Origin of the sequence: Emergencia sp. 1XD21-10 (assembly GCF_009936045.1) — a bacterium.
GTDB classification, from domain to species: domain Bacteria; phylum Bacillota; class Clostridia; order Peptostreptococcales; family Anaerovoracaceae; genus Senimuribacter; species Senimuribacter intestinalis.
In genome coordinates this window covers 1-25,306 of the sequence record NZ_QWEQ01000018.1, presented here as the reverse complement: position 1 = coordinate 25,306, position 25,306 = coordinate 1, and the positions used below count along the sequence as shown (strand labels likewise).

General features: G+C 45.1%; 22 protein-coding genes. 18 read left to right on the top strand and 4 right to left on the bottom strand.

The window, feature by feature from the left end; translation table 11 throughout:
* The first annotated feature begins 161 nt into the window (after nt 1-161).
* The gene (locus D1151_RS11545; RefSeq protein ID WP_161908991.1) at nt 162-1,361 is read left to right on the top strand and encodes an AI-2E family transporter; all 1,200 of its coding nucleotides are present in this window, start codon (nt 162-164) and stop codon (nt 1,359-1,361) included.
* On the opposite strand, the gene D1151_RS11540 is transcribed toward D1151_RS11545, so the two are convergent.
* Entirely contained in the window at nt 1,358-2,149 is a 792-nt protein-coding gene (locus D1151_RS11540) for a hypothetical protein (protein WP_161908990.1), read from the bottom strand. The genes D1151_RS11545 and D1151_RS11540 overlap by 4 nt on opposite strands.
* A 129-nt stretch (nt 2,150-2,278) precedes the next feature.
* Here D1151_RS11540 and D1151_RS11535 point away from each other — a divergent pair, with 129 nt between their 5' ends.
* The gene (locus tag D1151_RS11535; RefSeq protein WP_160200525.1) at nt 2,279-2,530 is read left to right on the top strand and encodes a GIY-YIG nuclease family protein; all 252 of its coding nucleotides are present in this window, start codon (nt 2,279-2,281) and stop codon (nt 2,528-2,530) included.
* A 53-nt stretch (nt 2,531-2,583) separates the two neighbouring features.
* A complete protein-coding gene (locus tag D1151_RS11530) occupies nt 2,584-4,512 on the top strand; it encodes a bifunctional UDP-sugar hydrolase/5'-nucleotidase (RefSeq protein ID WP_161908989.1) in 1,929 nt (642 codons plus the stop codon).
* Between the two features lie 128 nt (nt 4,513-4,640).
* Here the strand turns inward: D1151_RS11530 and D1151_RS11525 are convergent, their stop codons facing one another.
* The 3 genes from D1151_RS11525 to D1151_RS16680 form a co-directional block, all read right to left on the bottom strand.
* The gene (locus D1151_RS11525; protein ID WP_160200523.1) at nt 4,641-4,898 is read right to left on the bottom strand and encodes a DUF1653 domain-containing protein; all 258 of its coding nucleotides are present in this window, start codon (nt 4,896-4,898) and stop codon (nt 4,641-4,643) included.
* A gap of 30 nt (nt 4,899-4,928) precedes the next feature.
* Nucleotides 4,929-5,774 (bottom strand): hypothetical protein, encoded by an 846-nt coding sequence (locus D1151_RS11520; protein WP_160200522.1) that lies wholly within the window; start codon nt 5,772-5,774, stop codon nt 4,929-4,931.
* Between the two features lie 302 nt (nt 5,775-6,076).
* Complete coding sequence (locus tag D1151_RS16680; protein WP_202620423.1) at nt 6,077-7,138, bottom strand: hypothetical protein; 1,062 nt, start codon at nt 7,136-7,138, stop codon at nt 6,077-6,079.
* Nucleotides 7,139-7,442: 304 nt separating this feature from the next.
* Here D1151_RS16680 and mraZ point away from each other — a divergent pair, with 304 nt between their 5' ends.
* From mraZ to pheT, 15 genes are all read left to right on the top strand, one after another.
* Nucleotides 7,443-7,874, top strand: a complete 432-nt coding sequence (gene mraZ / locus D1151_RS11510; RefSeq protein ID WP_160200521.1) for a division/cell wall cluster transcriptional repressor MraZ — start codon at nt 7,443-7,445, stop codon at nt 7,872-7,874.
* Nucleotides 7,875-7,882: 8 nt separating this feature from the next.
* Nucleotides 7,883-8,818, top strand: a complete 936-nt coding sequence (gene rsmH, locus D1151_RS11505; RefSeq protein ID WP_160200520.1) for a 16S rRNA (cytosine(1402)-N(4))-methyltransferase RsmH — start codon at nt 7,883-7,885, stop codon at nt 8,816-8,818.
* 12 nt (nt 8,819-8,830) lie between these two features.
* On the top strand, nt 8,831-9,157 hold the full coding sequence (locus tag D1151_RS11500) for a septum formation initiator family protein (RefSeq protein ID WP_160200519.1): 327 nt from the start codon (nt 8,831-8,833) through the stop codon (nt 9,155-9,157).
* Between the two features lie 126 nt (nt 9,158-9,283).
* The gene (locus D1151_RS11495; RefSeq protein WP_161908988.1) at nt 9,284-11,284 is read left to right on the top strand and encodes a penicillin-binding transpeptidase domain-containing protein; all 2,001 of its coding nucleotides are present in this window, start codon (nt 9,284-9,286) and stop codon (nt 11,282-11,284) included.
* Nucleotides 11,285-11,314: 30 nt separating this feature from the next.
* Nucleotides 11,315-12,802 carry a UDP-N-acetylmuramoyl-L-alanyl-D-glutamate--2,6-diaminopimelate ligase gene (locus tag D1151_RS11490; RefSeq protein WP_306770897.1) on the top strand — a complete coding sequence of 496 codons (1,488 nt, stop codon included), beginning with the start codon at nt 11,315-11,317 and terminating at the stop codon, nt 12,800-12,802.
* Entirely contained in the window at nt 12,774-14,153 is a 1,380-nt protein-coding gene (murF, locus tag D1151_RS11485) for a UDP-N-acetylmuramoyl-tripeptide--D-alanyl-D-alanine ligase (RefSeq protein WP_161908987.1), read from the top strand. Before D1151_RS11490 ends, murF begins: the two co-directional genes overlap by 29 nt.
* A 5-nt stretch (nt 14,154-14,158) precedes the next feature.
* Nucleotides 14,159-15,124 (top strand): phospho-N-acetylmuramoyl-pentapeptide-transferase, encoded by a 966-nt coding sequence (mraY, locus tag D1151_RS11480; protein WP_161908986.1) that lies wholly within the window; start codon nt 14,159-14,161, stop codon nt 15,122-15,124.
* Between the two features lie 84 nt (nt 15,125-15,208).
* On the top strand, nt 15,209-16,585 hold the full coding sequence (gene murD / locus D1151_RS11475) for a UDP-N-acetylmuramoyl-L-alanine--D-glutamate ligase (protein ID WP_161908985.1): 1,377 nt from the start codon (nt 15,209-15,211) through the stop codon (nt 16,583-16,585).
* Entirely contained in the window at nt 16,585-17,742 is a 1,158-nt protein-coding gene (locus D1151_RS11470; RefSeq protein WP_161908984.1) for an FtsW/RodA/SpoVE family cell cycle protein, read from the top strand. Before murD ends, D1151_RS11470 begins: the two co-directional genes overlap by 1 nt.
* 31 nt (nt 17,743-17,773) lie before the next feature.
* On the top strand, nt 17,774-18,880 hold the full coding sequence (gene murG / locus D1151_RS11465; protein ID WP_161908983.1) for an undecaprenyldiphospho-muramoylpentapeptide beta-N-acetylglucosaminyltransferase: 1,107 nt from the start codon (nt 17,774-17,776) through the stop codon (nt 18,878-18,880).
* On the top strand, nt 18,867-19,640 hold the full coding sequence (locus D1151_RS11460) for a cell division protein FtsQ/DivIB (protein WP_160200511.1): 774 nt from the start codon (nt 18,867-18,869) through the stop codon (nt 19,638-19,640). Before murG ends, D1151_RS11460 begins: the two co-directional genes overlap by 14 nt.
* 71 nt (nt 19,641-19,711) lie before the next feature.
* Complete coding sequence (ftsZ, locus tag D1151_RS11455) at nt 19,712-20,848, top strand: cell division protein FtsZ (protein ID WP_160200510.1); 1,137 nt, start codon at nt 19,712-19,714, stop codon at nt 20,846-20,848.
* Nucleotides 20,849-20,908: 60 nt separating this feature from the next.
* Complete coding sequence (locus tag D1151_RS11450; RefSeq protein WP_161908982.1) at nt 20,909-21,685, top strand: RNA methyltransferase; 777 nt, start codon at nt 20,909-20,911, stop codon at nt 21,683-21,685.
* 47 nt (nt 21,686-21,732) lie between these two features.
* Nucleotides 21,733-22,755 (top strand): phenylalanine--tRNA ligase subunit alpha, encoded by a 1,023-nt coding sequence (gene pheS, locus D1151_RS11445; protein ID WP_160200508.1) that lies wholly within the window; start codon nt 21,733-21,735, stop codon nt 22,753-22,755.
* Between the two features lie 13 nt (nt 22,756-22,768).
* A complete protein-coding gene (pheT, locus tag D1151_RS11440; RefSeq protein WP_161908981.1) occupies nt 22,769-25,216 on the top strand; it encodes a phenylalanine--tRNA ligase subunit beta in 2,448 nt (815 codons plus the stop codon).
* Nucleotides 25,217-25,306: the final 90 nt, after the last annotated feature.

Genomic DNA, 25,306 nt, shown 5'->3' with positions numbered 1-25,306 from the left:
TGCTTTGAAGCAGAAGGAACGCAAAATCTTGGGAAAATAGTATCGAAGTTGGCGCAGAACCCCTTTACTGATTCCCTGCCTCTGTGCTAAAATATATTATATTGTGTATGAGGCTGTGAACAAGGTTAATAAGCCAGGAACGAAACGAGGGGGAATAAAATTTGGACTGGAATAAGAAAAACATAAAAACGACCATACTCATTGCATTTGCGTGCATTTTGTTTTATTTGGGTGTGAAAAATATTGGACTTGTAATGGAATCTTTGGGCAGTGTTCTTGACGTTACATTTCCGTTTATATTGGGTGCTTGTATTGCATTTGTGCTTAACGTGCCTATGACAAAGATTGAGAACAGACTTTTTCGTGGTGAAAGCAGAAAGAAAAAGGGCAGCAGAGCAGTTTCTTTTCTGGTGACGCTGACGCTGGTTCTTGGCATTATTGTAGTTGCCATGTATATCATCATTCCGCAGCTTTCGGAAACCATGATGAGTATTGCAGAGCAGCTGCCAGTAGCGTTTAATACAGTACAGGAATGGATTAGTGCAAATATGGGCTATTTTCGTGTGGTACAGAATATTTCAGAGCAGCTAGCGGTTGACTGGGGTGAAATTGTGCAAAAGGTTTCTGTACTGATTCAAGATGCCGCAACAACTATGATAAACAGCGGAATCAGCACCGTGAGCAATATCATCGGGGCGCTTGTTAGCTTTTTCATTGGCTTTGTCTTTGCGGTATATATTCTTATGGCAAAAGAAAAACTGGCAGGACAGGGCAGGCAGATTCTCTATGCGTTTTTGAAAGAGCAGACTGCAGACAAGGTTCTTTATGTACTGGGCCTGTCCAGTAAGACTTTTTCAAAATTCATTTCCGGACAGTGCCTGGAAGCCTGCATTTTGGGTCTAATGTTTTTTGTGACGATGACAATTTTCGGGCTGCCGTATGCTATGCTGATTTCTGTACTGATTGCATTTACAGCACTCATTCCTATGGTGGGAGCGTTTATCGGCTGTGCAATCGGTGTGCTTCTGATTCTCATGGTAAGCCCGCTGAAAGCTCTGATTTTTTTAGCTATGTTTTTGGTGCTGCAGCAAATAGAAGGAAATTTGATTTATCCGCACGTAGTAGGCGGTTCCATTGGCCTTCCGTCGATTTGGGTTCTGGTTGCTATTACTGTAGGTGGAAACCTGATGGGTGTTGCCGGCATGATTATCTTCATTCCGATTTGCTCTGTGCTGTATGCCCTGTTTAGACTTTACGTGAAGAACAGGCTGGCTGAAAACAATGTATCGCCAGAAAAATGGCAGGAAAAAGCTGAATTTGCTGAAGAGGTCCTTCTGATAAAAAAGGACAGGCAGGTCTAAATCGGCTGTACTAAAACCAGTCTTCTTTTCCAGGCGTGAAAGACGCAAAAGGAAGAGACGACAATGAGAATCAAAAGACTCAAAAGGAAGGACGCCGGACTTACTGATTTTGACCAGTCACTGATGTAGAAATATCTAAAAACTCCCCAGCAAAGGGCGGCGCTTGCCGCTGAGACGGGATACATGCGAAGAAAATTCTCTTGTCCGTAGAATGCAGAAAAAAGCAAAGGCATGAGCACGAAAAAGCCGGAAATAGAAAAAGATAGAAGAAAATTTCCGATGACAAAGAGCAAAGCGCTGCTTTGAGCGGTTCCGGCGAAAAGGATGGAAAGCTCTGCCGACAGGGAGAGAAAAACTGCGGCGCTGAAAGGTCCTTTGCGGTCACACCGATTTCCAAGAACAAGAGGACCTAACAGAAGACCAAAGCCTGCACACTGTTTTCCCAAGGCAAGGATTTTTTCATCTAGTGACAGAAACAACCCATAGTGATAGAACGCATCTCCAAAAGCGCAGAAAATTGCCATAGAAATGAGAAATATAGTCATCATAAAGGAAAAAGGATTTTTTACAAAGGCAGATTGCTCTCTTGCAGGGACTGCCCTTTTTCTTTCCATGAAAAAAAGAAATACAGCGCTGCTGATAGGAATGATAAGCGTCAAAAGACTGCCATTTCCCAGAAAGAGTAGCAGTATAAACAGGCTTGTAACGAGACCTTTCCGGAAGGTGCGCAGCCTGCCCAGAAGAAACGGAACAGAAAAAAGAGCAATCAGAAGTGGGTAATCAGTCATAAATCCTCCTATACAATAGAATTTTCAATAGCGTATTAGTTGTTTCTATTGTCTGAAAGTTGGAGGAAAATATACCAGGTCTTTTTTGTTATTTTGTGATATACTGTGTAGAGAGTACGAGGTGGATTTATGAATTATACCTATATGGTGCGGTGCAGCGACGGCAGCCTGTATACGGGTTACACTACAAATCTTAAACGCAGAGAAAAAGCTCATAACAGCGGAAAGGGCGCTAAGTACACAAGAGGAAGGCGCCCAGTGACCCTGGTATACTTTGAAGAATTTGAAACCAAGGAAGAGGCTATGCGCAGAGAGGCTGCTATCAAGAAGCTTTCTAAAGAGAAGAAAGAACTACTGGTGGCACAATTCGACAAACTGTGATAAAATAGACAAAAAATCGGATAAAATCCGGTAAACAGAGAATATGAGGCAATATGATGAAAAAAATACTGGCAAAAGCACTGGTCCTTTGTATGACCCTGATGATGATTGTTCCGTCGACAGCTTTGGCGGACACAGTGGGAAATGATGCGATTTCCATCGTATTTTCCCACGACATGCATTCCCATCTTGAAAAATTTGCGAAGATCAAGACTGTTATCGATGGGAAAAAGAAAGAAAATGCCCAGACTTTCGTTTTTGATGCGGGAGATTTTTCCATGGGCACACCTTTTCAGACCATTTTCAAACAAGAGGCAAGTGAACTTCGGATGATGGGAGCTGTGGGATATGATGCGACCACCTTTGGTAATCATGAGTTTGACTATCGTTCAAAAGGTCTTGCAAAAATGCTCCGCACGGCAAAGACTTCCAAAGATAAAGTGCCGGCGCTGGTGATTTCTAACATAGACTGGGAGCAAACCCTTGGGGAAGAAGCTTTGCGCGCTGATGGAGAAAATCTTCAAAAGGCCATGAATGAATATGGGGTCAATCAGACGTATCAGGTCTTTGTTCGCGGCGGTGTCAAAGTAGCTGTTTTCGGTATTTTCGGAAAGGAATCGGCAAGCTATGCGCCGGAAAGCGGTACTTATTTTAAGGATCCTGTGGAAACCGCGCGGGCTGTCGTAGAGCAGATAGAGAGCAAGGAGGAGGCTGATCTGATTGTATGCATTTCCCACAGCGGTACCTCAGCAAATCCGGAAGCTTCCGAGGATGAAATTCTGGCAGAATCAGTAGAGGGCATTGATTTGATTATCAGTGGACACAGTCACACTGAGTTTTCGCAGCCAATTATAAAGGGTGATACAGTAATCGCTTCCTGCGGACAGTACAACGAAAAATTGGGTGCCGTGACCTTTGTGAAAAAGGGAGACGACTACCAACTTGATGACTATGAACTGATTCCTCTTGATAACAAAATTAAGGAGAATAAGAAAACTGCAGATGCAGTAAACAAATTCAAGAAACTGGCAGACAGGAAATATTTCAACCTCTACGGTTATAGCTGGGATCAAACTTTAGTCAGCAATCCAGTAGATTTTACGGGGATTGACGTTTTTGGACAGGAGCAGGGAGAGGATGCTTTGGGCAATCTCATTGCTGACTCCTATGTGTATGGTGTGCGCAGGACGGAGGGTAAAAATTATGTACCAGTAGATGTTGCGGTGGCGCCGGCTGGTGTTATCAGAGGCTCTTTTTCGAGAGGAAGAGTTACTGTAGCTGACGCATTCAACGCGCTGTCTTTAGGCACGGGAAAAGATGGTGTTGCAGGCTATCCGCTGGTCAGCGTGTATTTGACAGGGGATGAACTGAAACTGGCGGCTGAAATCGATATATCCGTTTCTGAAATCATGAGTCCTGCAAGACTTTATTTCAGCGGTCTGACCTACACGTATAATCCGAATAGACTGATTTTAAACAGAGCCTTTGATATTAAAGTGCTGGACGAAGAAGGAAATACCACTGAGCCCGAGTCCGACAAGTTGTACCGGGTGGTTGCTGACCTTTATTCGGCGCAAATGCTAGGCACGGTTAACTCCATGTCTTACGGTCTTTTGTCGGTTGTGCCAAAAGATAAAAATGGAGTGGAAATCACTGATTTTGAAGATCACATTATTTACGATAAAAATGGAAGTGAGCTGAAAGAGTGGTATGCGTTGGCATCCTATCTGGACTCTATGGATCCCCAGGAAATCACTGAAAAGTATGGGGTGCCTGAGGGGAGAAAAGTGCTTGAGGACAGTAAGACTCTGGAGGATATTTTCAAGAAGCCTAATAAGTTTTTCAGAATGATGATTGCAGCAGCAATACTGGTTATAGCTATTATAGCACTGATTCTTGTGCTGATTGTCAAACTGATTAAGCGACTTCGATATGGGAAAAACCCAATTCGAAAGAAAGATATGATGTTCAGTCGAAGATAAAAAGGAGCGTGCTGACGATAATTCGTCGGCACGCTCCTTTTTTATAGAAAGAAAGCCCAGCGGTTCATATGGGAATTATTTTTGGGGGACAGTATTTGCGGAAAAGCGCAGGGGAAAGCACTGGCGTTTTAACGGTTATTTTCGTCTCTTACGCTGCTTATCTCCTGAAGCTGAAATCGATATTTCTGCTTCACATCAGGATATTTTTCATGATCGACTTCTTCCAGAAACATGTCCAAAGGTCGAATCCAGAGCCCGCAGTCTTCGTATAGTTTTCGATAAACCGCATAGGTCTCCCCAGTCTCTGAGTGGTTGGCCGTGCCAACCAGTAAATAGTAGTCGCCTTTGAAGTGGCGATATATACCGTTGATTTTTATAGTATTCATCTTCGTTTCTCCTCGTTGTGTGTGATAAATTCACTGCAGAATGCTGCGGGATAAAATATTCCTGTCACAGTTTTCCAGTACTTCTTGATTGGAAGCAAGCACGTAAAAGAAAATTGACGTGTCCCATTCTGCAAAGTACCTGCCGTACAATCTGCCTATCATATCCACCGGCGCAAAGTCTGCTTCTGGCGGGATATCCGGCAAAGGGTATCCCGGCGGACCATACTGCAGATAGGATCTGCGGAAATCTTCTTTTTGGTGCTGCATCCCGTTGACCGTCAGCCTTGCATCTGTCTGCGTCCAGCCATCAATTCCAAGATAAGCTACCTTCGTCCGGATTTTTTCTATTTTCCAGTCAAAGACCAGCGTATCTGTTTTGATGCCAAAATCCTGCAAAACCAGTTTCTGAAAGTCAAACCGGGGCACTTGTGCAGCAGCTTCAGGGTCCAGGCTTCCGTCAGGCAGGAAGCCGTAAGGCACGGTTTCGTCTTCTCCGCGGCAAACCAGATAAGCGCCGTAAAACCCGTTGTAATACGGCGAAGCTGAATCATAGACCATGCTGCAGCCTTTCCAAAGATTAAAAGCCGGAAAGTTGTACAGGATGGTCAGCTTCAGGTTCGACTCTCCCGTAAATCGCTGGAATCCTGCATCGGCATTGAAAGTCATCACAAAGGGATACCAATTCTTCTCTTTCGCGGCACTGCCGCCGGGAATATGAAGCTTGATTCCCTTTTCTTCCATGATGCTGTCACGCGCATGGATTTCGCTGTAGATTTTCATAACCGCCAGACTTACCGGATAATTTGACAGAGGCGACCGAATAAACACAGCCAATGCTACGAGGCTTACAACTATTGTCAGCAGTTTCTTCTTCATGCCGGCTACCTCCGTTTTGCAAGCTTTTCTTTATGATATCTATTATATCCCGATTTCTCTGTATCATAAAGGGAATTTTGCCCGAACATGTATGGTAGAGTCTTCTTTTTTACATGGAAAGTCTATGATTTTGAAAACCGTTTGCTGAAAAACTGAAAACTGGAAAGAATATACATAGATTTTCAATATCCAAAATATCGACATAAAAGTGCCGGTACAAAGGTGCTGTAGTGCTAGGTTCAAAATGTCGGCACAAAACCGCCAGCGCGAAGGCGCTGGCGAATTGTTTTCATATTAGCAAATTAGAAATTACAGCCGTTACGACCGTTGAACTGACAGGCGATAGAAGTGGTGCGGTTTTCTCTGGAAGCAGTAGTGCAGCCACAACCACAACTGCAGCTGTCGGCTTCCTGCTCTGTACGCCTACCGTCATCACAACATCTGTGTCTCAGAGAAAATGCGTTGCTGTCATCGTCAGCAAGACCGCATTCGCCTATATTCTGTCTGCATTTTTCGATATCATCACAAGGTACAGGAAGCGCCTCTGCATCCAGTCTGAATAAAGTCTGTCTTGTAACCTGTACGCTTGCGATAGGTTCTGTTACTAGGCAGCCGGTGACAGACAGGTTGCAGTTTCCGTTTGTCTGGCAGGCAGTAATCATAGGATTCAAAAGGGTGCCGTTTGCGGAGAAGGAGAAATTGATAATCGGGGCAATTCCGCCAGTTGTGCAAGGCAGGCACAGCTGGGACGTAGCGAAAGTTGATTGTCCTGGGATATTGAAGCAAATGTTGTTTCTTGTGGTGAAAACTAATTTAAACTTTTTGCAGCATCCACCGCTGAAAACGCTGCCTCGCAGAATGATGGAAAGTTTTGCGTGGAAACCGCCTACGCCGGAAATCAGCAGATATCCTTTAGTAGAATTTCCGCTTTCCATGCAGGAGCAGTCGCCGATTCGGCTCATTAAATCATTGGTTGCTGCCATGTATCTTTCGTTGAACACTTCCAGCATATCTACAGGAATGCCGTCTACTGTGACGTTGCAGGGTTCAATAGAAGATGGGCACGATAGGTCGAAATCACTGATGATAACTTCGGTGCTGTCAACAACAAAATTCAAATCGGAGCAATCAAGATCGGAAGCGCATCCACAGGAACATCCGCAAGAACATCCGCAGTTATGGCAGCAGGAGCAGTCGCCGCAGGAACAGTCGCTGCAGCCGCAAGGTTCTTCCTGTGGATCAAAGACAGACAGCTGCTGCTCGAAGGTTTCAGGTGTTGTGCAAACCTGAGTCATCAAAGGACAGGATTTTATCTCAAGATCGGTGAAAACCTTGTTCAGGTATACCAGAGATTCATTGTTCATATTTCATTACCTCACTTTATATTTTAAACGACTTCGGAGAAGATTCGCCGAAGGCATAGCTGTCGCTATGTAAGTTTAATATATCCTATGCGAAAGGCAACATTTAGGTGCAAAGAAAATGGGTAGTACAAGATGTAGTTAAGCTGTTTTTTTTCGTGAATTGAAAGGTGAAAAAATCAAAAAAATGGGGGAGAAATTCAAAAAAGTGGGGAACAAATCTTGAAAAGTGGAGGGAAGTGGTGTAAAATGGGGTGTGTAAAATCGTAGTAGTATATCGTATTTGTATAAAACTGGAGGAAAATCCATGTTCATGGGGACTTTTAACAACTCAATAGACGCCAAGAACAGAATGATTGTTCCTTCCAAACACAGGGATCAGCTGGGAGGCAGGTGCGTACTGACTAAGGGTATGGACAAGTGCCTTTACATCTACTCTATGAATGAATGGGACAAGCAGATGGATAAGATTGAGGCGCTGCCTGAATCGGATCCAAAGGTTAGAGCATTTATTCGTCACTTCTGTGCAAATGCGGTTGACTGCGAATTTGATAAACAGGGGAGAATCGTTATACCGGCGGAACTAAAAGAATACGCAGGCATCGATAAGGAACTGGTGACAATGGGCGCTATGCGAAAGATTGAGGTCTGGAGTAAAGAAGTCTGGGACGCACCGGATAACGAAAACAAAATGGATTCTGAAGAATTTGCAGAGTCCTTGGCGCAGTATAGATTTTAGGGGATAAGATGGAGTTTAAACACACTTCAGTTCTGTTGGAAGAATGTATTGAAAATCTGAATATCAAACCTGATGGCGTTTACGTGGATGGCACTCTTGGCGGCGGCGGACATGCCTCCGAAATTTGCCGCAGGCTGTCAAAGGACGGACTCTTAATCGGGATTGACCGTGACAGAGACGCGCTGGCAGCTTCCCAGCTCAGACTTTCCGGCTATCCGTGTAAAAAACTCTTTGTGCAAACCAACTATTCAGACATCAGACAGGTATTGCAGGAATTTGGGATTGCTAACATTGATGGCGCATTGTTAGATTTAGGGGTATCATCCTTCCAACTGGACAATTCCCAAAGAGGTTTTTCTTACATGCATGATGCACCGCTGGATATGCGGATGAGTCAGGACGATAATTTTACTGCCTACGATGTAGTGAACAGCTATGATCAGAAAGAACTGAGACGTATCATTTCCGGATACGGCGAAGAAAAGTGGGCCTCTCGCATTGCGAGTTTTATCGTAAATGGAAGAAAGGACGGGCCTATCGAAACAACCGGTCGGTTGGTGGAGTTGATTAAAAGCGCCATTCCAGCAAAAGCAAGAAGAGAAGGTCCTCATCCTGCAAAGAGAACTTTTCAGGCAATTCGCATTGAGGTAAATGATGAACTGGGACAGCTAAAGGACGCAATTTCAGAGTTTTGTGATGTTTTGGCGCCGGGCGGCAGGCTTTGTGTGATTTCCTTCCATTCGCTGGAGGATCGCATTGTCAAAGAAACTATTGCGCAAAGAGCCAATCCGTGCACTTGTCCTGCAGAATTTCCAGTATGCGTTTGCGGAAAAAAAGCAGATATTGACAAAATCACTAAGAAACCAATTCTTCCCAGCAAGGAAGAACTAGAGATAAATCCGAGATCCAGAAGTGCAAAGCTTAGGGTCTGCGAAAAAATTTGATGGGGAATACTAATGAGAAATCAAGACAAAAGAAGAATATTAACAGGGGCGTTGATGATTGGACTGATTTGTATTGTGATGGTCGTAGTGACTGCATACTCTGCTGAACTGAAGGTAGAGAACAACAGCCTGGTTTCATCCAATGAGGCAATCCAGGGAGAAATTGATACTCTCAACATCAAAATTAAAAGTGCCAATAATGTAGAACATATAGAAAAAGTTGCCAAAGGGAAGCTCGGTATGGTATATCCGACAGATGGGGAGTGTGTTTATGTGACGGAGGATGACAGACCATCAGAAAATTTTGCTATGGCGATCAAAGAACAGGCATACAACTAACGGAGAAACCGTATACTATTTTTGGGAATAATTTCATAGAATGCAGCCGGACAATTGAATAATCTAGAACGTCTGGCTCTTTTTGCTATCTATGGAGAAAACATCAGACAGGAGTTATAAAGGAATATGGCGAGAGTTAGCGGAAAAAATAAAAAGAGAGTGATTATCACCTTTGGCATCATCAGTGTATTGATCTTGCTTCTGTCTTTTCGTCTGGCATGGATTCAGGTAGTAAAGGCGGAAGAATACAGTGGTATGGCAATTGATCAGCAGACCAGCGATATTCCAATTGAAGCCAAACGCGGCTCTATTCTTGACCGCAACGGAGAAAAGCTGGCGACCAGCGCTGCATGCTATACTGTCTGGGCAAGACCTTCCGATGTGAAAAAAGCCTACACTACTGACAAAGAAATCAAAGAGATAAGCGGTAAGCTTGCCATGGTTTTAGATATGGAAGCTGCTGAAGTCGAAGAGAAAATCACGAAACAACAGGCGCTGATTAAAATTGCCAAGTATTTGGATAAAGAAACAGCGGATAAAATCAGAGAACTGGAAATTTACGGAATTGAACTTGCTGAAAACGCAAAACGCTATTACCCTCTGGGGGATTTTGCTTCTCAGCTTCTGGGCAGTGTCAACGATGATAACGAAGGCCGCAGCGGCGTAGAATTTCAGTATGATGAATATCTCAGTGGCGTAGCTGGCAGATGGATTAAGAATACTGATCTTAACGGAAATTCTCTGGCTTATGGAGAAGAAAAATACTATCAGGCAGAAGACGGGCTTAACGTGGTTCTTACCATAGACGAGGTGCTGCAGCACTATGCAGAAAATGCTGTGGCAAACGGTATGAAGGAAACCAACGCCAGCAGAATTATGTGTCTTGTCATGGATCCTGCAACTGGCGACGTTCTCGCCATGGCGACCAATCCAGGCTTTGATCCTAATGAACCTTTGACGCCTGTTAAGAAAAGCGAACAGAAAAAATTTGACAAGATGACAACGGAAGAACAAGGCACTTACCTGAACCAGATGTGGAGAAATCCTATCATCAGTGACACTTATGAGCCGGGTTCAACCTTTAAACTGCTTACCACATCATCTGCACTGGAAGAAGGTGTAACATCGCTTACCACTAAGTATCAATGTAACGTAGGTTACGAGGTGCCCGGCACGCATGTTACGCTCCACTGCTGGAGCAGTGTACCTCATGGAACTGAAACTTTGAAAGAGGCTGTAGGAAATTCCTGCAACCCAGTACAGATCCAGATGGCGATGAAGCTGGGCAAAGAGAAGTACTATGATTATTTGGAAATGTTTGGAATTACCAGCGTTTCTTTGACTCATATTGATTTGCCAGGAGAGGCGACAGCGCAGGTACAGCCGGAAGATTTGATCGGACCAGTTGAACTTGCAACCATCTCCTATGGGCAGGGAGTTGCGGTAACACCGATACAGCTGGTTTCGGCGGTCTGTGCTATCGGAAACGATGGTGTGCTCATGCAGCCCAGAGTGGTAAAAGAATTGACCGATTCCAACGGGGATACGGTGAAGACCTTCGAAACGAAAGAGGTCCGCAAAGTTATTTCCTCCAAAACAGCAGATGAAATGAAGGAAATTATGGAGTATGTCGTATCCGAGGGTGGCGGCGGTAAGGCAAAAGTTGCAGGTTATCGTATCGGCGGCAAGACAGGTACAGCAGATAAGCCATCGGCTACAGGAGGCTATTCAGAAGATACTTATTCTTCCTTTATTGGTATGGCGCCGATGGATGACCCTCAGTTTGTCATTCTGGTTGTTGTAGACAGCCCGAAAGGCATTCAGTTCGGAAGTACCACAGCAGCACCGATTGCCAAGGAATTCATGGAAAATGCACTTCCTTATTTAGGCGTCAATCCGAAGTACACCGAGGAAGAAGAAAAAGCGCTTAAGTCCGAATACGTCTATGTACCGAATGTAAAAGGCAAGAGCTACAGTGCGGCTATCGGCGTTTTAGGAAAATATGATTTGGAATACCAGGCAATACCGAAGGAATCTGAGAACGAAGACTTTACAGTCGTAGAGCAGTATCCGAAGGCAGGTAAGAAGATAAAGAAAGGCGGAAAGGTATACTTATATAGAGAATAGACTGAAAGCAAAGAATCGGGGAGATTTGAACTGAAACTTTTTGAACTGCTGCAAAATGCAGATTATGAGTGTATGCAAGGTTCTTTGGAACTTGCGGTTACAGGAATTTTCTACCATTGTGATAAAGTCATAGAGGGCTGCGTCTTTGTCTGCATTGAAGGTGCGGAAGATGATGGCCACGACTATGCAGAGGAAGCAGTTAAGCGAGGGGCGAGGGCAGTGGTCTGCCAGAAAGCTCTTAGCTTGTCAGATGATATTACGGTTGTCAGAACTACAGACAGCAGACAGCTGATGGCGGAAATGGCAGGCGCGTTTTATGGCTATCCTGCCCGAAAGCTCTGTCTTATCGGGGTAACCGGTACTAAGGGAAAAACGACGACGACTTTTATGATACAGGCAATACTGAAAAGAGCAGGACAAAAATGCGGGCTGATTGGAACGGTGCATACGGATACAGGAGAAGAAATCATTGAAAGCACCCATACGACGCCGGAATCGGTGGAGCTGCAGGCGTACCTTAGAAAGATGGCAGACTGTGGCTGTACCGCTTGTGTGATGGAGGTGTCGTCTCAGGCGCTGAAGCTTAAGAGAGTACACGGACTGTATTTTGACTATGCCGTGTTTACTAATCTGTCAGAAGATCATATCGGACGCGGTGAACATCGGGATTTTGCTGAATATGCGGGTTGCAAGGCGCAGTTGTTTCAGACCTGTAAGGAAGCGGTGATAAATGCAGATAACCCATATGCACAGCGAATGGTAGAGGACAGTGCTTGCAAGATTGTTACTTATGGAATGGAGAAGCACTGCGGTTTTAAGGCAAAGAACTTGGATTATGTCAAAATTCCCGGAAAATTAGGAGTGGAATTTGAGATTACAGGCGATTATAATATAGACTTGGTTGTGGGATTACCCGGGAAATTTTCTTGTTACAATGCTATGGCAGCAGCGGCGGTTTGCAGCAGGATGAAGATAGGCAAGGAAAGCATTCGTACGGCACTGCGTGAAATCTTGGTGCCGGGCAGACAGGAAATGTTTGCGGCAGGTCCCGGTAAAGTCATCATGGTGGACTATGCACATAACGGCGTAGCCCTTGAAAATTTACTGAAGTCTTTGCGGGATTATCACCCGAAGCGTCTGACTGTGGTTTTTGGCTGCGGTGGGCAGAGAGACAAAAACAGACGAACAGACATGGCGAAAGCGGCAGCTGCCCTTGCAGATTTCTCAGTGGTCACTTCCGACAACCCGAGAAAAGAAGAGCCGGAGGTAATTATCAGCGATATTACCAGAGTTCTTGCAGAACAGAGAAGCTGTTTTACGGTGATTGCAGACAGAAGAGCGGCGATTCGTTATGCGGCGGAGCATTTGCAGGATGGTGAAATAGCCATCATTGCAGGTAAAGGACACGAAAACTATCAGATTATTGGAGAAGATAAAATACATTTTGACGATCGTGAGGAAGTTCTGGCGTCAATAGAAAAGGTGAAACATGAACACGATAACTTTAGGAGAAATTGAAAAGGCGACGGACGGAAAGATTATTTCTGGACAGAGCAAAGAAGAGATTTTTGCAGTTTGCACAGACTCCCGCACGGCAAAAGCAGGAGACTTATTCGTCCCCATTGTGGGAGAGGTACATGATGCTCATAAATTTATACCACAGGTAAAAGAAAAGGGTTGCACGGCGGTGCTTACTGCAAGAGAAGCTGCAGTGCCCGAGGGACTCAGCGCAGTTCTGGTTTCTGATACCACAAAAGCATTGCAGCGGCTAGCTGCCTGGTATCTTGAGAGATTGCAGCTGAAAACGGTTGCTGTTACTGGCAGTGTGGGCAAAACCAGTACCAGAGATATGGTGCATGCTATCTTAAAACAAAAGTATTGTACCGGTGCCACAGTAGGAAATTTCAATAATGATATCGGCGTTCCACTGACGATTTTTTCCTTTGATGATACAATGGAAGCTGCGGTTTTGGAAATAGGAATGGATCACTTTGGTGAAATCCATCGCCTTGTAGACATCATTAGACCTGACATCGGCATTATTACCAATGTGGGGATTTCTCACATCGAGAATTTGGGCAGCAGAGAAGGCATTTTCTCCGCCAAGATGGAGATTACCGATTACTTCGGGAAAGAAAATACTCTGGTTGTAAACAGCTCCTGCGATATGCTGCAGAAAGCAGAATTTAGGGGTGACTATGATGTGATTAAGGTTTCTCTGGAAGAAGATCAGGGAGACTATACTGTAAAGGATATAGAAGATTTCGGGACGGAGGGCATTGCTTTTACTTTGGCGGCGGAAGGACAGACGTACAGGATTTCTCTGCAGGTTCCAGGCGCGCATAATGCGCTTAACGCAAGCCTTGCCGTTGCGGCATGCAGAAAGCTGGGTGTTTCTATCGAGGAAGCAGCAAGAGGCCTTGTAGCTATGGAACTGACTGGAAAGAGGCTTTCCATCAGGGAAGCCGGAGGAATTAAGGTGATTGATGACACCTACAATGCGGCGCCTGACTCCATGAAGTCAGCCTTGAACACTTTAGTCAGCGCTAAGGGAAACCGTAAAATCGCTATTTTAGGCGGCATGAATGAACTGGGAGAAAACTCTGCCGCTTATCATCACGAAATCGGTGTTTACGCCGCAGAAAAAAATATCGATCTTTTGATTGCTGTAGGAGAGAAAGCAGGAGATATAGCTTTGGGGGCAAACCACGCAGGGATGGATACGAAGGTGTATTTCTATGATACAAAGAATCAATTCTATGAGGAAGCTATGGGACTCTTTAAACCGGGAGATACCGTTCTGGTAAAAGGTTCCAGAGCCATGGGCATGGAGGAGATTGTGGATAAAATTTTGAAGGAACAGGAGTAACACACATGCAGATTTTTCAACTCGTATTTTTAGCAGCTTTAGGAATGATCGCGGGCACGATATTGACCTCACTGGAAATTCCTATTCTCAAACATAAACAGTTTCAGCAGTTTATCAGGGAAGAGGGCCCGCAGTCTCATCTTTCTAAGGAAGGAACGCCTACCATGGGCGGCATCGCCATCTTCGGAGCATTGGTTTTGATGACCTTTATCGGTGGGTATGTGTCCACGGACACTTTCGTTATGTTGGCGGTGACACTGCTCTTTGGATTAATCGGCTTCTTTGATGATTACATCAAGGTTGCAAAAAAACATAATCTGGGACTTCGCGCATGGCAGAAGCTGGTACTGCAAGTTCTTTTTGCAGGGGCACTGGCCGTATATATGGCAAATTATTCTGGTTACGGAACTGAGGTATGGATTCCGTTCATCGACAAGTATATTGATTTTGGCGCGCTATACATTCCTTTTGTCATCTTTGTCGTTGTTGCTATGGCAAATGCGGTGAATCTGACTGATGGACTGGACGGCTTATCTTCTGGCGTTACAGCGCTGGTAGCATTCTTCTTTGCCATCGTCGGCATGGAGTTTGGGCATAATAGCGCAGCGATTTTCTGTACAGCGCTGACCGGCGCATGTTTAGGTTTTCTGGTGTTCAACAGATACCCTGCAAAGCTGTTCATGGGAGATACCGGTTCTATGGCCCTTGGCGGTGCGCTGGCGTCTGCAGCGATTATTATGAAAGTGGAATTTCTTTTGCCGGTTGCAGGATTGATTTATGTACTGGAAGCACTGTCTGTTATCATTCAGGTGGGATATTTTAAAATGACCGGCGGCAAACGCTTTTTCAAAATGGCCCCGCTGCACCACCACTTCGAAATGTGCGGCATGAAAGAAAAATACGTAGTTGCTATGTTCTGGTTTATTGCACTGGTTTGCTGCGGCATCGCGTATCTTGTTGCAAATATCTAATCGCACGTATTTGACAGTGTATATATGATTTGAAAATGGAAAGATTAAACAGGAAAGAAAAATGTTAGGGTAAGAGGTAAGACGATGAGTGGAAATTTAAACAACATTCGAAATAAAAAAGTTTTAATCGTAGGTCTGGGAAAATCAGGAATTGCTGCAGCACAGGCAATGCTTCGCCTTTCCGCAGAAGTTTCCATTCAGGATTCAAAAAAGGAAGAAAAGATAGATGGACAGCTTCTTGCCTTCCTCAGGGGCAGAGGGGTAACCTGTTACTTTGACAGGGTGCCGGCTGATATGGGGCAGTTCGATATGCTGATTTTAAGCCCGGGTGTGAGCCCTGAGCTTGCTTTTATCAAGGAAGCCCAGGAAGCCGGTGTGGAAATCATAGGAGAACTTGAAATTGCTTATCGAATCGGACACGGTCGGTATGCTGCGATCACAGGAACCAATGGGAAGACTACCACAACCACGCTAGTTGGCGAAATTTTCAAGGCGGCGAAGAGAAAAACCTACGTGGTCGGCAATATCGGTGTGGCTGTGATTTCTGCTTCTATGGACGCAGAGGAGGACGCATGGCTGGTAACGGAAACCAGCAGTTTTCAACTGGAGACCACCAGGTACTTTAAGCCAGTGGTGTCGGCAATTTTGAATCTGACCCCGGATCATTTAAATCGTCATCATACCATGGAAGCTTATGGAAAAGCGAAAGCGAAGATCTTTGAAAACCAGAGAGAAGACGGTTATCTGGTCATCAATTACGATGACAAAGCCTGTTATGCGTTGGCAAAGGACTGCAAGGCAAATATCGTGCCTTTCAGCAGAAAAGAAGAACTGCCTTTTGGCGCATTTGTCAAAGACGGGCAGATTGTCATGAAAACGAAAAATGGAGATATAATAGAAATATGCGCAGTTGATGATCTTTTAATCATCGGCAGTCACAATTTGGAAAATGTGCTGGCGGCAGCAGCAATTTGCTATTTTGCGGGGATTGAACCTAAGGTGATTGCAGATACTATCAAAAGCTTTGGCGGTGTTGCCCACAGACTGGAATACTGCGGTGAGGTAGACGGCGTAAAATACTATAACGATTCCAAGGGAACCAATGTGGATGCGGCAGTGACAGCAATCAGGGCTATCAAAAAGGATATCCTGCTCATTGCAGGCGGCGATGCCAAGGGACAGGATTTCGCAGAACTGGTGAAGGAATTTGACGGCAGCATAAAACAGTTAATTCTTCTTGGTAGAGATGCGCATATGATTAAAGAAGCGGCGGAAAAGGCGGGATTTACCGACTTTGTAAGCTGCAAGAATATGGACGAATGTGTGCGCATGGCGGCGCAGATGGCAGAGCCGGGAGATACGGTGCTGCTTTCCCCTGCTTGTGCAAGCTGGGATATGTATGATAATTTTGAACAAAGGGGAGACCACTTTAAGCAGTGTGTCAGCGGGTTAGACAGATAATGAAATTAAACTTATGGAGCAGGAAAAACTTAAGAGCGAGCGATTTTGTAATTATTGCTATGGTGACAATTTTAGTCATCTTTGGGGTAGTTATGGTTTTCAGCGCTAGCTATTATAAATCTATCAACGAGTCAGGCTCTCCTTATGATTACCTGATCAGGCAGGGTATCTTTGCCCTCAGTGGATTTGTGATTATGGCGGTCTGCTCCTATTTGGATTACCACCTTTTCAGGCGGCTTTCTATCCTGATTCTTCTTGCCAGCTTTATCCTTCTGCTTCTGGTATTGACTCCACTGGGCAGAGAGGAAGGCGGTGCGACGAGAGCCCTTTACATCGGCTTCACCATTATGCCGGGAGAAATTGCAAAGGTTGCCGTGATTATTTTTACGGCGTCATTTCTGGCAAGCGATACAAAGCTGATATTGTCTTTTAGTAAAGGTGTTTTACCGCTGCTGATACTAATGGGGGTCTTTGGCGGTCTGATTATCAAGCAGCCGAACCTTTCTACGGCTATCACGGTGTGCGGTATTATTGCGGGAATCATGTTTCTTGCAGGACTGCAGTGGAGATACGTGATTGGTGCAGCAGTCGCCGGAAGCGCGGCTGTGGTCGGACTGATTGCTATCGGAGACGACATCGGTATGCGGCATTGGAAGAAGAGAATTGTAGCTTTTACAGATCCTTTTGCAGACGCTCTCGGCGATGGCTTTCAGGTAGTACAGTCTCTGCTTGCTCTCGGTTCCGGCGGATTATTTGGTCTGGGACTTGGCAAGAGCATCCAAAAGAATTTGTACCTGCCTGAACCGCAGAATGACTTCATCATTGCCATTATCGGCGAAGAACTGGGGCTCATAGGGCTTCTGATTTTACTGGCTGTTTATGCGGTGCTGATTTGGAGATGCTTTCACGTATGCCTCAACGCGCCGGACCGTTTCGGTATGCTTCTTGCGGGCGGAATCACCATCATGATTGGTCTGCAGGTTGTTTTAAATATTGCGGTTGTGACTTCATCTATGCCGGCGACAGGTATCGCCCTGCCGTTTATCAGTTACGGCGGTAATGCCCTCTGGATTTTCATGGGGTGCTCGGGGATTATACTGAACATTTCCAGACAGAGCGGCAGCAGTGAAGAGAGCGGCAAGACAAAAATGCATTAAGACAGGTTAAGGCAGATTGAGGAGAGAAAAAATGAGAGTGATTGTAACAGGCGGCGGCTCCGGCGGACATATTTATCCTGCCATTGCCATTGCAGATAAAATAAAAGAAAAAGAACCGGATTCAGAAATTCTCTATATTGGAAATGACATCGGACTTGAAAAGGACATCGTGCCGGGTACGGGCTATCCGATGGAGCTGGTATCAGCAAAGTGGCTTGATCGGCGTAACATTTTTAAGATTTTCGACACTGGACTTTCTACGATGCGCGGGATTGGTCAGGCGCTTAGGATTATGAAGAAGTTTAAGCCTGATGCTGTGGTAGGAACCGGCGGCTTTGTCTGCGTGCCAGTCATGTATGCAGCGCATAAATACGGTGCAAAGTGCTATCTTCACGAGCAGAATGCTTATCCGGGTGTAGCAAATAAGACGCTGGAAAAATTTGCGGATAAAATTTTCCTGGGATTTCCGGAGGCAAGTCATTATTTTCATCAGCCGGAAAAACATGTGAATGTAGGAAATCCGGTACGTCAGCGGTTTTATGATGTGGATCAGCGGGCTGCAAGAGAAAAACTTGATATTGGAAGCAATGATTTTGTAATATTTTCCTTTGGCGGAAGCCAAGGCGCTGAAAAAATCAACGAAGTAGCTTTTGATTTGATGGAAGCGGTAAACGGTCATAAAGGTGTGACCTTTATCTTTGGAACAGGCAGTCAGTACTATGATGAAATTTTGAAAAAAGCTGAAGAAAAGAATATCGAGATACAGCCCAACATTCGGGTGAAGTCCTATATCAATGACATGGAAACTTATCTGGGTGCGTCAGACCTTATCATAAGCCGTGCAGGGGCTTTGTCTGTAGCTGAAACCACGGTCTGCGGAAAGGCTTCGATCCTGATTCCGTCACCAAACGTAACGGGCAACCACCAGTTCTTTAATGCAAAATCTGTAGCGGACAAGGGCGGCGCAGTTCTTATCGAAGAAAAAAATCTGACTTCGGAGCTGCTTCTTTCTGAAGTGATGAGACTTAGAAATAATCTAACGACTCTTACTGAGATGAGCAATGCAAGCAAAGCCTGCGCACCTCTTGAGGCAACTGAACTGATTTATGCGGAGATGAAAAAGGATGAGCGAGTATAAGGATATAGAGTTTAAAGAGGTTGAACGAAAAAAGAAGGTCAGAAAGAAGAAAAACTATTTGCTGCGGTTTTGTGTGTTCATTGGGATTTTTGCAGCGGCAGCTTTATTTCTTTCGTCCAGTTTTTTCGACGTCAAGACTATTGAGGTAGACGGAAACGGATATTACGATGCAGAGGAAGTGAGAAACCTGGCAGTAGCAACCACAGGCAACAATATTTTCTGGGGCGGTGATGTTAGCACAATTGAGGACAACCTTTTGAAGGATCCTTATTTTGAGGAAGTCAGTGTAAGGCGGAAGCTTCCGTCGACGCTGATTATTGAGGTTAAGGAGCGGACTCAGATTGCGGCTATTGTTTATGGCGAGCAGTATGTGGTCATCGATAAAGATGGACTAGTTCTTAGAAAAAGCAAGGTCGATCCTAAGATTACGCTGCTTACGGGACTTACTATCAGTAAGTTGTCAGCAGGTGAAAAAGTGGAGGCAGAGGAGGCAGCGACGCTGAAAACCACGCTGACTATGCTTCACGCAATGCAGAATGGAGATGTTTATTTTAAACGTATTGATGTATCCAGTATCGTGCTGCGGGCTTACATATACGACACACTTGTGGTAAAGGGCACTGCAAAGCAAATTTTAAGCGGACTGGAAAGCGGAGACTTACAGAAAGTAATTAACAATTTATTGAAAAGCGACACCACGAGAGGCACAATTCATCTGGGAGAGCATAATTATATGCCGTTTTCACCAGAATTTGAATAAAAAAATGGTGCAAAGAAATAAATTGTGTGATAAAATAAAATATATTATGGGATGCAAGGAGGCAATTTAGCATGTTGCAATTTGAGACAAGTCAGGATAATGCAGCAGTCATCAAGGTCATCGGGGTCGGTGGCGGCGGCTGTAACGCAGTCAATAGAATGATGGAGGCTGATTTGAAGGGCGTGCAGTTTATCGCAGTCAATACCGATAGGCAGGCGCTGAATAGATGTAAGGCAGAAACCAAAATTCAGATTGGTGAGAAGCTGACAAGGGGTCTTGGAGCAGGAGGAAATCCAGAAGTTGGACAGAGATCTGCAGAAGAGACTTTAGATGAGATTACAAGCCTTTTAGAAGGTTCCGATATGGTCTTTATTACCGCCGGTATGGGCGGTGGTACTGGCACAGGGGCAGCGCCGATTATTGCCAAGGCTTCCAAAGATCTTGGAATCCTTACTGTAGGCGTTGTAACCAAGCCTTTCTCCTTTGAAGGAAAGAAGAGAAAGGATCAGGCTGAACTGGGGCTGGGCTTTTTAAAGAAGTATGTAGACTCATTGGTTGTTGTACCAAACGATAAATTGTTACAGAACTGCGAGAGAAACACCTCCATGCTGCAGGCATTTACTATGGCAGACGACATCCTGAGACAGGGTGTACAGGGTATTTCTGATTTGATTTCGGATTTTGCATTAATCAACGTAGACTTCGCCGATGTCAAGAGCGTCATGACGGACAGAGGTATTGCACACATGGGTGTGGGCAGAGGAAGCGGCGAGAACAGAGCCAAGGATGCAGTTACATCCGCCATCGAAAGTCCGTTGCTTGAGACTACCATTGCAGGTGCAAGAGCTATCCTGCTGTACGTATCCGGCGGATATGACCTGGGTATGCTGGAAGTCAACGAAATTGCAAGTCTGGTAGAAGAACAGGCAGATAGAGAAGCAATTCTGATCTTTGGTGCGGCTGTCAGCGAAGAAATGAATGATGAGGTTGCAATCACTGTTATTGCAACAGGCTTTGGAGAGGGTCTTGATGAGGCTCCCGTAAACTATAGCAATTTCCAGAAGAAATCACCGCAGGAGGTTGTGACCACTGAAAATGGATTGACAGGAAGAAGCGTAACCCTTGGTGAAATCTTTGAAGAGACCAAAGACGAGGATCAGAGCAATTCCAGATTCGATTTGCCTGACTTCTTAAGTGGGCAGAAATAAGACACAAGCGCTATGTTTAAAAGCCGGCATTTTTTTGACCGGCTTTTTCGTGTAATTACTATGATAAAAGAAATTAGTTCTAAGGAAAACAGAATATTCAAGGAATGCCAGAAACTATCTCAAAAGAAATATCGGGATAGAGAAGGACTTTATCTCGTCGAGGGAGAAAATCTTTTGGCGGAGACACCTTCTGAGCAGATTCATTACATAGTGAGCAAAAAAGGGAAGGAATCACTGGTTCCGCCAGCATTAAAGACGCAGCAGATTTATGTCATGGATGAGAAACTCTTTGACAAAATTGCACAGACTGAGACCAGCCAGGGCATTATGGCCGTCATAGAAAAGCAGACCTATAGCGCAGAAGAGCTGGGGAGCCTATGCGGTGCAGGTACCAATCTGGTGGTTTTGGATAGATTACAGGATCCGGGCAATATCGGCACCATTTTGCGGACTGCCGAGGGTGCAGGGTACGCTGTTGCTGTGATTGTCAAGGGCACAGGTGATGTCTATTCGCCGAAGACCATTCGCAGTGCAGCTGGATCTGTCTTTAGGATCCCTATTATTCATGTCGAGGATAATAGGGAGCTTAGAAAGCTTGTGGACAGTCTGGGCAAACGCCTTACGGTCACCTGCTTTGATACCGACAATGATTATTTTGATGTGGACCTTTCCAAAGACACAGCCCTGGTCATCGGAAACGAAGGCAATGGCGTATCTTTGGAACTGATAGAAATGGCGGACATCAAAGTCAAGATTCCGATGAAGGGCAGATTGGAATCTCTCAATGCTTCTGTAGCGGCGGGCATTCTAATGTACGAGGCTGCGAGGCACAAATAAATTTAGTATATAAGGGCAAAGAAATATTTGAAAAGAGGTTTAAGAACATGCAAGAGAAACTGAAGCAAATGCTGGAAGAAGCAAAATCGCAGCTTGAAGCTGCCACTTCTTTAGCAGATACGGAAGACGTAAGAGTAAAGATTCTCGGTAAAAAGGGAGAACTGACAGCAATCCTGAAATCCATGGGCAAGCTTCCGCCAGAAGAAAAGAAAGCGCTGGGTATGGCTGCCAACAAAGCAAAGGCGGAGTTTGAACAGCTCCTTTCCGAGAAGGCTGCCGAGGTAAAAGAAAAGGCAAGAGAAGCTAGGTTCAAGGCAGAAAAAATTGATGTAACCGAGCCGGGCAAAGAAGTCGTATTCGGTGTAAAACATCCGATTACGCAGGTAATCGACGAAGTAGTAGAAATCTTTAAGGGCATGGGCTACTCCGTTTACGAAGGACCGGATGTAGATACGGTGTATAACACATTTGATGCGCTTAACTCTCCGGAAAACCATCCGGCAAGAGATATGACCGATACATTCTATGTAAGCGAAGATACGGTATTAAGACCTCATACCTCTTCGGCAGAAATCAGAGCAGAGCACGATTTGGCGCTGCCATATAAAGTTTTGATTCCGGGCAGATGTTACAGAGTAGATACCCCGGATGCTACTCATTCTCCAACGTTCCATCAGATTGAAATGATGGTTATCGGTGAGGGTATTAATATGGGCGACCTAAAGGGATCTCTTGACCATATGGCGAAACAGCTCTTTGGTCCGGAGACAAGAACCAAGTTCCGTCCGAGTCACTTCCCGTTCACCGAGCCGAGCGCAGAAATGGACGTTTCCTGTTTCAAATGCGGCGGCAAGGGCTGCCCTGTTTGCAAAGGAAGCGGCTGGATTGAAATTCTGGGCTGCGGTATGACGCACCCGCACGTACACCAGGCAGGCGGCATCGATACAGAAAAGTATACCGGCTTTGCAGTAGGTATGGGTGTAGAGAGAATCGCTATGCTGAAGTACGGAATCGATGACATTCGTTACCTCTATGAAAACGACATGAGATTCATCGAGCAGTTCAAATAGGAGGTTATATACAATGTTAGTATCATTAAATTGGTTAAAAGATTATACAGATGTCAATGTGCCAATTGAGGAATTTTGCAACCGCATGATTATGTCCGGCTCTGATATGGAAACTTGTGATGAGCTTGGGACTGGTATTGAAGGTGTTGTGGTTGGTAGAATCGATAAAATCGAACAGCACCCTGACGCAGATAAACTGGTCGTTTGCCAGATTAACGTGGGAGAAGATGAGCCGCTGCAGATTGTAACGGGAGCGACCAACATTTACGAGGGTGGTTACTGCCCGATTGCAAAGCATAACAGCCATATTCCGGGACCGCTTCACGGTCAGCCAAAGGTAGAAGGCGGTGTAAAGATTACCAAGGGCAAGCTGAGAGGCATTGTTTCCAATGGTATGATGTGCGGACCACAGGAACTGGGGATCGAAGATAAGATTGCACCGTATATTTCCAAAGATGGTATTTGGATGCTGCCAGGCAACTGGGACGAACATCTGGGTGAAGACTTTGTGGAAGCTTTGGGACTTCACGATTATGCCATCGACTTCTGCATTACGCCAAACCGTCCGGACTGCCTGTGCATGCTGGGTATGGCAAAGGAAGCAGCTGCAGTATTTGAAGAGAGAATGACTTATCCGGAAAACGAATGCGAAAAGACCGATGAAAACGCGTCCGACTACATTTCCGTAGAAGTCAGAAACGAGAACTGTCTGCGTTACACTGCAAGAGTCATTAAAGACGTAAAAATCAAGCAGTCTCCGTGGTGGCTGCAGAAAAGACTGATGGCAGCTGGCATGAGACCGATTAATAATATGGTAGATATCACCAACTTTGTCATGATGGAATACGGTCAGCCGCTCCATGCATTTGATATCAGAAGCGTTGCAGGCAGAAAAATCATCGTTGACGTGGCAAAAGACGGCGACAAGTTTACCACTCTGGATGGACAGGAAAGAGATATCTACTCCGATACGCTGATGATTAACGATGCTGAAAAACCAATCGGTATCGCAGGCATCATGGGTGGTCTCAACTCTGAAATCGTAGATGATACCAACACAGTACTGGTAGAGTCCGCATGCTTCCACAAGAATTCCATTCATCGCTCTATGAAGAAGCTGGAAATGAGAACGGAGGCCTCTGCAAGATACGAAAGAGGACTGGATCCGAACCTTGCTGAAGCAGCAGCTGACAGAGTTTGTAAGCTGGTAGAAATGCTGGGCTGTGGTAAAGTCTTAAACGGCAGCGTGGATGTGTATCACAATCCGCAAAAGCCTGTAACTATCAGCTGTAGGGTCAGCAAGGTGAATAAGGTGCTTGGCACTGATATTCCTAGAGAAGAGATGGAAGGATATCTGAGAAGACTTGACATGCAGGTAGAAGGTGAAGGTGATATCATGCTGGTAACTCCGCCGACTGTTCGTCAGGATATGAAGGAAGAAATTGACTGTGTCGAAGAAATTGCAAGATTGTATGGATTTGATAATTTACCGCTGACACTGCCGAAGGCTGATACCGTTGGAACCGTTTCCAAGAGCTGGGGACTGCGTGATATGACTAGAAACCTGCTCTGCGGCATGGGTCTTAATGAGATTCAGACCTATTCTTTCTCCAACAACAAAATTTTAGATAACATCGGAATTGAAGAAGATTCCTGGGAAAGAAATCTGGTTGAAATCATCAATCCGATGGGAGAAGAAACTGCTGCCATGAGAACCCTTCTGACACCAGGTATGTTAGAAGTTCTGGGCAGAAACTATGCAAGAAATATCGAAAGAGTAGGAGCCTATGAGCTTGCTTTGACCTTTATGAACAATCTGATGGATCCAAAGGCTCTTCCGATTGAATCTTATAACTTGTCTCTCGGTCTTTACGGCAAAGATGAAGATTTCTTTACACTGAAAGGAATCATCGGTACCATGCTGGAGAGACTGGGAATTAAAGAACTGGATTTTGTAGCTGAATCTGACTACAAGGTATATCACCCGGGCAGATGTGCTCGTATTATCACCAAAGACGCAAATGGTCAGGAGGTTGAACTGGGCATCATGGGTGAAGTACATCCAGACGTGAGCGAAAGATACGGAATTGGAACACGTGCATATATCAGTGAACTGTTCTTTGACGTGATTGTAGAACTTTCAAATAGAGAAATTCTGTACCATCAGCCGCCGAAGTATCCGTCAACTTCAAGAGATATCGCAATGATTGTTGACGAGGATTTACAGGTGCGTGACATTGAAAAAGTAATCAGGGAGTCTGGTACAGAGATTCTCAGAGATGTGAAACTCTTTGATGTTTACAGAGGTCAGCAGGTGGATGAAGGCAAGAAGAGCGTTGCGTTCAGCTTGACCTACAGACACGACGAAAAGACCCTGACCGACGAAGAAACCGACGGCGTACACAGCAAAGTTTTAGAAGCCCTGAAAGACGCATTCAAGGCTGTAATAAGGGAGTCCTAACCCGGCGAGTCGAGCCGGAAGAATGACGGCGAAGAGGAGTCGTAGGTAGGACCCCCGTCAGGAGTGCAGCACCAAGAAATGGTGCGTGGC